Below are 10,575 nucleotides of genomic sequence, written 5' to 3' on the forward strand. Positions count from 1 at the left end.
TCCATACCGCTGCCGATGGTCCAAACACACCAACCGGTCAATAAACTCAGCTAGCTCTGCGGTACTGAGACCCCCACCCCAGCACAGGACGCTGGCAAATCAAACCCCATGGGATGCTGCCCCGACAGCGCCTGGAGCATCACCATACCCAGACTATACAGATCGCTGCCAAAACAAGGCCGAGAAGCCTGCTGCTCCGGAGCCATATATCCCAGCGAGCCAATGGCCACCGTGAGTTCGCGACCGCCAGGTCCGGGGTCTACCTGCAGCGCCTTGACCGCCCCAAAGTCAATCAGTACTAGCTGGCCGGTCTCTGGTCGGGTCTCTGGTCGGGCCTCTTCCTCGCCAGTCTGACGACGCAAAATATTGCTGGGTTTTATATCCCGATGGATCACATTCTGACTGTGAACGGCGGCTAGTACCGTCAGCAGCTCCTGCAAACAGTGGACCACCCCATCCACTGCCATCGGGCCAGCAGCCAGTTCATCCGCCAGGGAGCGACCGGGAATATACTCCTGTACCAGATACAGCTCCCCAGCTTCCTCAATATGGGCCAGCAGTCTGGGAATTTGGGGATGTTCCCCCAGTTTATAAAGGGTTTCAGCCTCTAGATTAAACAGACGCTTGGCGGTTTCTAGAGCATTGCTGTTCTCCTGACTAACTATATAGACAGGATGCAGCTGTTTAACCACACAGACAGGTGCACCGGGCAACTGCTCGTCATGGGCTAGAAACACTTGCCCAAAGCCACCCTGGCCCATAAGTTTTTTAATCTGATATCGATTGGCCAGGCGTTGCCCCATAGGCTGTTTGCTGCTATCTAGACACCCCGTAGAGTCTCATAGTGTAGCTGAAACCAGTTATAGGTTTTGGTAATGCCGTCCTTGAGGGAGGTTTGGGCTTGCCAACCCAGGTCGCTTAGCTTGGAGACATCCATCAGCTTACGGGGAGTGCCATCGGGCTTGCTACTGTCAAAGACAATGTCACCGTCGTAGCCGATCACGTCTTTGAGGGTGATTGCTAGCTCTTTGATGGAAACTTCTCTACCACTGCCCAGGTTGATAAAGTCGATGCCATCGTAGTGGTCCATCAGGAATAGCAGCCCCTCGGCTAGATCGTCCACATAGAGAAACTCTCGCAGCGGGCTGCCGCTGCCCCACACCTCTACCGTGGGCTGCTGGGCTAGCTTCGCTTCATGAAACTTACGCATCAACGCCGGTAGGACATGGGAGTTGGCCAGATCAAAGTTATCGTTGAGGCCATACAGGTTCGTGGGCATGGCGGAAATAAAGTTGACGCCATACTGACGGCAGTAGTTTTCACACAGTTTGAGACCGGCAATTTTTGCGATCGCATAGGGCTCATTAGTGGGCTCTAGAGACCCGGTAAGCAAATGCTCTTCTTTCATGGGTTGGGGAGCCAGTTTTGGGTAGATACAGGAAGACCCCAGAAATAGCAGCTTTTTGACACCCACCTGATAAGCACTGTGGATAACATTGGCCTCAATCATCAGATTGTCGTAAAGGAAAGAGGCCCGGTAGGTATTGTTCGCATGGATTCCGCCAACCTTTGCCGCCGCCAGAAACACATAGTCAGGCTTGGTCGCTTCAAAAAACGCCTCGACATCGGCCTGCCGACAAAGATCAAGCTCTTGGCTACTTTTTAAGATTAAGTTAGTGTAGCCCTGGTCTTTAAGTGCCCGAACAATAGCACTCCCAACGAGTCCGTTGTGGCCAGCGACGTAGATCTTGGCATTACTTTCCATAATAAAAGTGTATATACAAGAATAAATAAGCGGTTGTTTCTAGCCTAAGTTTATCTACAGCTTATAGATTGGGCTATTGTGGCAGGATGACCCTTATGCAGACTCATATAAACTTTACCGACAGCAATATACTACCCGTTTATCAAACAGATATCAGGATATTTGCCGTTGCTGATTTAAGGGATGAACCGATCTGTTAGAGATGCTACGTGTCAGCATCTTGCAGATAAAACCATCCCGAGGATCAGCAACGCCGGATATTATATCGTTACAGTACTGGTGTAGAGGTCGTTTTTAATTGTGGCCTTCGTTGTTGTTTAGTTTGTAACAACAACGAGAGTGACTGACACAGACCGGCTGAATAAACCGAAAATACAAAGCCTTCCTCTTGTGATGGAGGAAGGCTTTGTCCCATTTTAACTAGATCTCACATGGCAACGGGGTACCGCCGAACGGCCTTAATACTTGTAGCTGTCGGTCTTGAAGGGACCCTCTACAGGTACATTAATGTAACTTGCCTGGGTCTCAGTCAGCTGAGTGATCACCCCGCCAAAGCCTTCGACCATATAGCGAGCCACTTCTTCATCTAGATGCTTGGGCAGCACTTCCACAGTAATGGCATTGGCCTTCTCAGCATCAGTCTTGTCAGCAAACTTGCGCTCAAACAAAAACATTTGCGCTAGGACCTGGTTGGCAAACGACCCATCCATAATCCGAGAAGGGTGACCGGTGGCATTACCCAGATTGACCAGACGACCTTCAGCCAGCAGGATCAAAAAGTCCTGGGGGTCATCGCTACGATACACCTTGTGCACCTGGGGCTTGACTTCTTCCCACTGCCAGGCTTTACGCATATAGGCCGTGTCAATCTCGTTATCAAAGTGACCGATGTTGCAGACGACAGCGCTGGGCTTTAGCGCCGCTAGCATATGGGCATCACAGACATTAACGTTACCGGTAGCCGTAACCAGCAGATCGGTTGCACCCAATAAATCAGCATTCAGACTAGCCGCTGTACCGTCGTTAACACCATTGAGGTAGGGAGAAACGACTTCAAAACCGTCCATGCAAGCCTGCATGGCACAGATCGGGTCTACTTCTGCCACCTTAACGATCATCCCTTCCTGGCGCAAAGAGGCAACGGACCCCTTACCGACATCGCCATAACCAATAACGAGGGCTTTTTTACCGGCCATCAGGTGGTCAGTTCCACGCTTGATGGCGTCATTTAAACTGTGGCGGCAGCCATACTTATTGTCGTTTTTGGCCTTAGTAACAGAGTCATTAACATTGACGGCGGGAATCTTGAGTTCGCCTTTCTCCAGCATTTCATACAGGCGATGCACACCCGTGGTGGTTTCCTCGGTAACACCGTGGATATTGGCCAGCATTTCGGGATACTTTTCGTGGATGTGGCCCGTGAGGTCACCGCCGTCATCCAAAATCATATTGGCTTCCCAAAGCTTACCCTCAGGGGTACGACAGGTCTGTTCAATACACCAGATATACTCGTCTTCAGTTTCACCCTTCCAGGCAAAAACGGGCACACCAGCTTCAGCAATGGCAGCGGCCGCATGATCCTGGGTAGAGAAAATATTACAGGAAGACCAGCGGACTTCTGCCCCTAGCTCGATTAGGGTTTCGATCAAAACAGCAGTCTGGATGGTCATGTGAATACAGCCGATGATCTTGGCTCCAGCCAAGGGCGTAGCATCACTATATTTTTTACGAATAGCCATCAGCGCCGGCATTTCACCTTCGGCAATGGCAATTTCTTTACGACCCCAACTGGCCAGGTTAATATCAGCTACCTTGTAATCTCTGGTAAGTGTTTGTGCGCTCATGGGCTCCTTAGTTCTTAGTTCTTGGGTCTCGGGTCTTAGGGGCAATTGCTATCTGACCAACCTATTCATTATGCCGTCAGATGAATTTCTGGGTAGTAGACAAAGGTAGGCTGCCAGGAATGTTTCCCATTCAGTCTGAGAAAATCCCTGGTAGATCCTATCCTCTTTACAAGGCTGTTTTCAGCTGTTCCGCCTTATCTGTCTTTTCCCAGGTAAAGTCGGGTAGCTCGCGACCAAAGTGCCCGTAGGCGGCAGTGGGACCGTAGATGGGACGTCGCAGGTCGAGCATGTTAATCAGGCCCTGGGGTCGCAGATCGAAGGTATCGCGAATTAGAGTGACGATGGTGTCGTCGCTGAGCTTGCCAGTGCCAAAGGTATTAATGGAAATGGAGGTGGGTTCGGCCACACCGATGGCATAGGATACTTGGATTTCGCAGCGGTCGGCTAATCCGGCAGCAACGATATTTTTAGCCACGTAGCGGCCAGCATAGGCAGCGGAGCGGTCTACTTTGGAGGGATCCTTACCTGAAAAAGCGCCACCGCCGTGGCGGGCCATACCGCCATAGGTATCGACAATGATTTTACGACCGGTGAGGCCACAGTCACCGACGGGGCCACCGATGATGAACTGGCCGGTGGGGTTGATGTGGTACTGGGTACCGGCATGGAACCAGTCGTTGGGCAGGACAGGTTTGATGATTTCTTCCATGACGGCTTCGCGGATGTCGCCGAGGGCGATATCTGGGTCGTGCTGGGTAGAGAGGACAACAGCATCAACGGCGACGGGTTTGCCATTTTCATAGCGCAGCGTGACCTGGCTTTTGGCATCGGGGCGGAGCCAGGTGAGCACACCGTTTTTGCGTAGCTGGGCCTGACGTTCTACTAAACGGTGAGAGTAGTAGATGGGGGCAGGCATCAGAACATCAGTTTCGTTGGTGGCATAGCCAAACATAAGACCCTGATCACCGGCACCGAGGTCTTTATCTGCGGCTTCATCGACACCCATGGCGATATCGGCAGATTGTTTACCAATGGCGTTAATGACGGCGCAGGAGGCTCCGTCAAAACCGACGTCTGAGCTATCGTAGCCGATACTAAGGATGACATCACGGACAATGTCTTCGAGGTCGACATAGGTGCTGGTGCGGACTTCGCCGGCAACGATGGCCATGCCGGTTTTGACCATGGTTTCGACGGCGACACGGGAGTGGATGTCGTCTTTTAGTAAGGCATCTAGAATGGCGTCAGAAATCTGATCGGCCATTTTATCGGGATGGCCTTCTGATACGGACTCTGAGGTAAAGGTGCTGTATAAACTCATGGCAAATGGGAATTACAGATAGTGGAACGGCCTAGGGGCAGCAATTACGAATAACGGCTAATTTATATTAGTTGATACGGTTCCAATCGTTAATGTTGCATGTAGCTGATGTGCCGTCGTGTGTCGCAGCGACGGCACATCAGCTACATCTAGCGTCCACATATCTGTCATGTATATCCGTCACATACACCTAGCGAGATGGCTAAAGGCATAGCATGAGTTCCAGAAGAGAACTCCATGGAGGCGGTCGTTACCGTCTTTTTCTCTCGATTTTGGACTTTTCTGGGGCCACTTTGCAACTCTGTCCCTGGGCTTATGAGTTAGCGGACATGCCGTGGTAAGGTAACCCTCAATATACGCATCAGGATAAGTTCATCACTTTATATAAGCTTTAAATAAAGACGCTTAGTCTTTGTTTTCTTTGATTTTTCTGACTTGAAATAACTTGGAAATAAGTTAAAAAAACTGACTCGTGCTTCATGCCTCTTGAGCTGACGAGTTTATTAACTGTCTTATATGGGTTGATCAACACGGCACTACTAACCTGACAATGCCTTACCTCGATTGATCTCTATGGTTAGAAGTAATATGTCAAGCAACTCTTCAAAATTCAAATTAATCCGATGTTTAGTTTTATGTTTGGGATTTGCGGCAAACCCGGCTACAGCGCTGGCTCAAAGTATTATTCAGGAGGCTGGAAGTACTGTCAGGTCGACGGATTCGAGTTTAGGGGACGATACAGCGGCGATTGAACAATTCGCACCGACCGATGGCATGGCTGAACAGGATAAGCCAGCCATGCTAGACGAGCACAATGCTGCTAGTTCCAGAAAACTAACGTTTCAGTATCTTCCCCCTGAAGATATTGGCACCCGTGATGGCGCTACGACCCAAGTTGTTGATATTTCTACTAGTGGCGAAGCCTATGAGCTAGTTGAGGATATCGAGATTAGTCAGCGCCAAAAAACAAAGAAAGCTAAAAAGGCTAAAAAAGCAAAGAAGGCTAAAAGAGCGAAGCGAAGCTGTGATGTCTTTTTTCAGGGCACTATTTTTGCGGGCGAAGAATTTATCGCAGCTGGGGACTTTCGCTCCGATACCCTGATTCAAATTTTTGAAGACGAAACTGCTTATTTCTCTGGAGCCTCTGCTCTACAAACGGTTGAATACTCCAGCACATCTTCTCAAACGGTTACTGAGTCTATCTCGGTAGGGAATGAACTGGGCAGTCTGACGGTTTCAAGGGCTGTGAGTAGCGAACTGACCTTCCAATATCGGTCTTCTGTGGATATTAATTACACGGATGTCGTGGTTGACCGAACCAGCGGCCAGGCGATTGTCACTGGGACCCTCGACGATGATGATGAAGCCTACATTGTGGTCTATGAGGGTAAAGGTGGTAAGTGCAAGCGCGGTAAACGGGGTAAAAAATCTAAAAAGTGCAAGCGCGGTAGCGAAGTTTTTATTCAGGGCACTGCAACGACTGGAGACGAGGCAAGAGACTGTAGTTCTTCTACGTTAATCCAAGTCTTGGATGATGAGACTCAGGTTGTCTTTTCTGATGTGAGTACATCCTACTGGGCTAGCAGCTTTATTTATCGTCTGGCTACATTACAGGTTGTGAGCGGCTTTCCTGATGGTTTCTTTTTACCGGATAACAATCTGACCCACGCCCATTTTGCAGCTATTGTCAGTCGGGCGTTTAATATGTCATCGGTGAGGGAAACGGTTTCTATTCGTAACGTCTCTAGAGGCTATTGGGCCTACAGCGCGATTCAGAAAGCTTATTCCATGGGCTTTGTCGATGTTACAAATAACACCTTTGACCCTAATCAACCGCTGACAAAGCTGGATGTGCTGGTTGCGATCGCAAAAGGTCTTAACTACACCGAAATTTCCTCTAGCAAGAGCGTTGACGAAATCCTCAGTGTCTTTACCGACGCCAATACCATTCCCACCGAGTATCGAATTTATATCGCGGCGTTGGTAGAAAGAGGTATTCTCGTTAACTACCCCAGTGTCAGCACCCTCAACCTCACCCGTGCCATCTCACGGGCTGAAACCTGCGGCCTTGTGCATCAAGCGCTTGTGAGCATGGGGCAAGTCGAGCAGGTTAACTCCAGTTATATTCTCAACTAACCTGCCAAGGATTAAGATCAAAACAATCTCTCCTAAGCCTTCTCTCAACGTTGGGAGAAGGCTTAAAATTTCATAGCACCCCCGTTAACCTGTGTCCGATGTCTGACTTTGTGGTTCAAGTTTACAAAAATGCCAGTTCAAACAAGGCACCTACTATCCACTTGCCCACAAATTTACCATCGCAAGAATTAACTAACCCACAGTTGGTTAAAGCGGCCCAAGGCCTGTTTGAAACTAGCGGTGTGCTACTGATTAAAAACCTGTTTTCTAAAGAGTTAATTACAAACCTGCAGACATCCTTTGTAGAACGCTACCAAGTCTATTTTGAAGACAAGGACTATGCCGATGCCCTAAAAGTGGGGGATAAGCGGCGCATGCTGACTGTCGATATTGCTCCACCCTTTAATAATCCAGATCTCTACGGCAATCCATTTTTGCTGCATTTGATGCGATCGCTACTGGGAACCGGCTTTGTTCTCGGTAGTTTTGGTGCTGTTATTTCTCTACCAGGCTCCAAGGCTCAACATGTTCATCGAGATCACCCATCCCTCTTTGATAATGAGGAACTGGATACCCAAATTCCCAGCTTTGCTATCACCTTAGTGATTCCCTTAGTGGATCTGACACCAGAAACCGGTTCCACCCGAGTTTGGAAAGGCAGTCACCGTCAGTATTCCTCTCAAAATCTGAGCAGGCAAGATGCCGACACCCCATATGTATCGACGGGATCATGCTACCTGATGGACTATCAGCTGCTACACGGTGGCACTGCTAATGTTTCTAATCAGGTCAGACCGATTCTCTATCTCAACTACTATCGCTCCTGGTTTCAGGAAGCCGTCAATTACGAGCAACAGGCCAGAATTCTACTGACAAAGCAGGAGTATCAGAAAATACCCGAACCCTATAAATTCTTGTTTGAACGGCAGAGAGAATCTTTAGGACTGCAGCAGACGTTGCCCGCCGTCGGTAGTAACAGAACCTATAAAGAATTCGAACAATTAACGTCTGCAGAACAGTCTAAAACGCTGGGAGAGCTGGCCAAAATTGCCTTGGCAAGTTACGGGTTTAAGCAAGCCCAACTTAAATTGATTACCCACGGCGATAATACGGTCTTTTCTGTAGTCGTACCCGAGCTAACTTCAGAAATATCGGCAGATAGTCCCTACGTGTCGAACCGGTTTGTGCTTAGAATCCATCGGGCCAGCTATCTGTCCCATGAAGCGATTGCATCGGAGTTAGTCTGGTTGCGATCGCTAGCTGCCAAGCTGCCAGTGCCCGAACCTATACCCACGTTAGATCAAAAACTTTGGACAATCGCTCGCACCTCAGATATTTCTGATCGGGTGTGCTCACTGACTCGATGGATCAAGGGAGCATCGCTGCTAGACCAGGCTAGACCCAGTAACTTACAAGACATTGAATTGGTCGGGCAGCTGATCGGAAAAATGCACGATCATGCCCACCGTTGGAGTCCCCCAGACACATTTACCAGACCATCCTGGAACTGGAATGGATTATTTGGAGAGGGTGCAGGGTACAGCAACAACGGTGCTAGAGTCTGGGAACTAATGCCACAGGCCTATCGTGGTCTGTTTGAGACCGTAAGTAAGCAGGTCAAGCACACCATGGCATCCCTCGGAGAAGAACGCCATCAGTTTGGATTAATCCACGGCGATCTATGGTTAGGTAATCTCTTAGTGAGCAACCGTCAAATCTGTCCCATTGACTTTGCCGACTGTGGGTATGGCTATTGGGGATACGATCTGGCTCGATTTTTGAGCTATTTCTCCCAAAGTCAAAGATTTGAACAGTGTTGTGAGAAATTATTGTCGGGTTATACTCAGGTGCGCGCGTTTCCAAAAGAGCAGCTGCCCCATATTGCGACTTTTATGGCAGCTCAGCAGGTCACTCTGGCCCTATGGCGAGTCAATCGAGCCCAGGACCATCCGTCTTTTCGGTCTACCTTGGCAGCCGATCTGCAGGAAACAGCAACAGAGGTGGAGACATTTTTGGCTCAGGAGGGCAGTTAGAGGACTGAGCGGAGTCGAAGTCCTCTAACTGCCCTCAGTCCTCTAATAGCCGCTTTGAGAGGGGTAGCGTCTGTCATTAGCCCGATCTCTTTTACACCAGACCCAGGCGTTGCAATAGGGGCAGACGAACATCGGTAAAATGCTTTGCCTGCCGTTTTAGCTCAGCCTGATTTGCTTCTGGAGACTCTAACACCTGACCATCTTTGAGCAGTTTTTCCCCCTGGACCTGTAGGATTGTCCAAATAAACGGGACCGGATCCACACCGCGCATGTGAGCCAAAAGAAACAGCTGTTCTGAACGGCTGATATCAACGCCGCTGCCAGTGATGGGAGAGGCCAGCACCTGGGTATCGGCACCAAAGCGTGCCCGTTTGAGAATAGCTGCATTGAGTTTTTCAACCGATTGTTTACGAGCATCACTTTTGGCCTCCGGCAGCGCTGGCGCAACGCTGTAATCGGTAATGAGAATCTTAAGTGCCTGACAGATAGACGAAAAATCTATGGCTGTCAGTGCCGGTTTTTTCATTAACTCTCGTAACGTTTGTGGTCCATCTGCCAACGCTTCAATCAGAGGTTTATAAATTGTTTCGTCCAGTTTGATCTGGCGATCAATTAGCTCAATTTCGTATTCAATGTCCTCAGGTTGAACCATCAGGGCAAACCGAAACTTGCTTAGCAATTCTATCTGTTCTAAGCCTGTAAGTTTAACGGGACCTTTGATAAACAAGTCTCTGCGAAATCGAGAGTTAAACAAAAAATCACGAATCGTTTCCCGCAGCGTTGGGTCCGAAATATCTTCAAGTAGCTTTAGTTGAGCCTGATCCAGCTTCAGATTGTAAAACTGATCGTCAATATCAGCCGATGTAGCAAATGACAGCTTGGCCGCGTCTAGATGCTGTACCACTTCAGAATGGTAGAGCGGTCGTGAATCACTATTAAAGTACTCATGGGCCAAATAGTTACGAGAGTCTCCTTGAAGTTCAGCTAGATCGTGCTTGACCGTAGGATTTTCCAGAAAATACCGAGCCTTTAGCCCCTGAAGCTGATGGGCAAAAGCAAATCCTTTTTCTACTTTCTGCAGGGTGGAGTCGTTGCCACCCCCCGTATATTGAATCATCAGTTCTCGCAGCGGCAGCAGTGATGACCAGCCGGGCAGAGCGTTGTAGCTAATATAAACAGCGCCACCCACCTTGAGCTTGCGACGCAATAACTCAATAATGGTTTGTCTGTTTTCATCCCCAACCCACGAGTACACTCCATGGAGCGCAATGAAGTCAAACGCAGGGGTATCGGTTTCTAAGAATTCGACGAAGCTATGGTCTGAAAACCGAATATTTTTTAATTGGGCCGCGTCTGCTAGTCGCTGTGCTTCTACTATATGGGTGGGATTAAAATCCATCCCCCAAAATTCTCCCTGGGGATTGGTGGCTGCCAAAATGTTGGTGGTGAACCCTTGGCCACAGCCCAGCTCGCAGT

The 10,575-nt window shown here is 49.1% G+C and carries 7 protein-coding genes; 2 read left to right on the plus strand and 5 right to left on the minus strand.

Annotation, left to right across the window (positions count from 1 at the left end):
- Nucleotides 1–50: 50 nt before the first annotated feature.
- The 4 genes from IQ260_RS20535 to metK all read right to left on the minus strand — a co-directional run bounded on the left by IQ260_RS20535 (nt 51) and on the right by metK (nt 4,930).
- Nucleotides 51–803, minus strand: a complete 753-nt coding sequence (locus IQ260_RS20535; RefSeq protein WP_193994960.1) for a serine/threonine-protein kinase — start codon at nt 801–803, stop codon at nt 51–53.
- A gap of 17 nt (nt 804–820) precedes the next feature.
- On the minus strand, nt 821–1,765 hold the full coding sequence (fcl, locus tag IQ260_RS20540; RefSeq protein ID WP_193994961.1) for a GDP-L-fucose synthase: 945 nt from the start codon (nt 1,763–1,765) through the stop codon (nt 821–823).
- Between the two features lie 458 nt (nt 1,766–2,223).
- Nucleotides 2,224–3,609 carry an adenosylhomocysteinase gene (ahcY, locus tag IQ260_RS20545; RefSeq protein WP_193994962.1) on the minus strand — a complete coding sequence of 462 codons (1,386 nt, stop codon included), beginning with the start codon at nt 3,607–3,609 and terminating at the stop codon, nt 2,224–2,226.
- Between the two features lie 166 nt (nt 3,610–3,775).
- Nucleotides 3,776–4,930: a methionine adenosyltransferase gene (metK, locus tag IQ260_RS20550; protein WP_193994963.1), complete on the minus strand. Its 1,155-nt coding sequence runs from the start codon at nt 4,928–4,930 to the stop codon at nt 3,776–3,778.
- 639 nt (nt 4,931–5,569) lie between these two features.
- On the opposite strand from metK, the gene IQ260_RS20555 reads away from it, so the two are divergent.
- Together IQ260_RS20555 and IQ260_RS20560 are read left to right on the plus strand one after the other, a co-directional pair.
- Nucleotides 5,570–7,066, plus strand: a complete 1,497-nt coding sequence (locus IQ260_RS20555) for an S-layer homology domain-containing protein (protein WP_193994964.1) — start codon at nt 5,570–5,572, stop codon at nt 7,064–7,066.
- 98 nt (nt 7,067–7,164) lie between these two features.
- Nucleotides 7,165–9,099, plus strand: coding sequence for a phosphotransferase (locus IQ260_RS20560; protein WP_193994965.1), 1,935 nt, complete (start codon nt 7,165–7,167; stop codon nt 9,097–9,099).
- A 91-nt stretch (nt 9,100–9,190) separates the two neighbouring features.
- Here IQ260_RS20560 and IQ260_RS20565 read toward each other — a convergent pair.
- Nucleotides 9,191–10,575, minus strand: a 1,385-nt coding sequence (locus IQ260_RS20565; protein WP_193994966.1) for a class I SAM-dependent methyltransferase, incomplete at its 5' end; no start/stop codon positions are given.

The sequence above is a fragment of the Leptolyngbya cf. ectocarpi LEGE 11479 genome (assembly GCF_015207065.1).
GTDB lineage: Bacteria > Cyanobacteriota > Cyanobacteriia > Phormidesmidales > Phormidesmidaceae > Leptothoe > Leptothoe ectocarpi.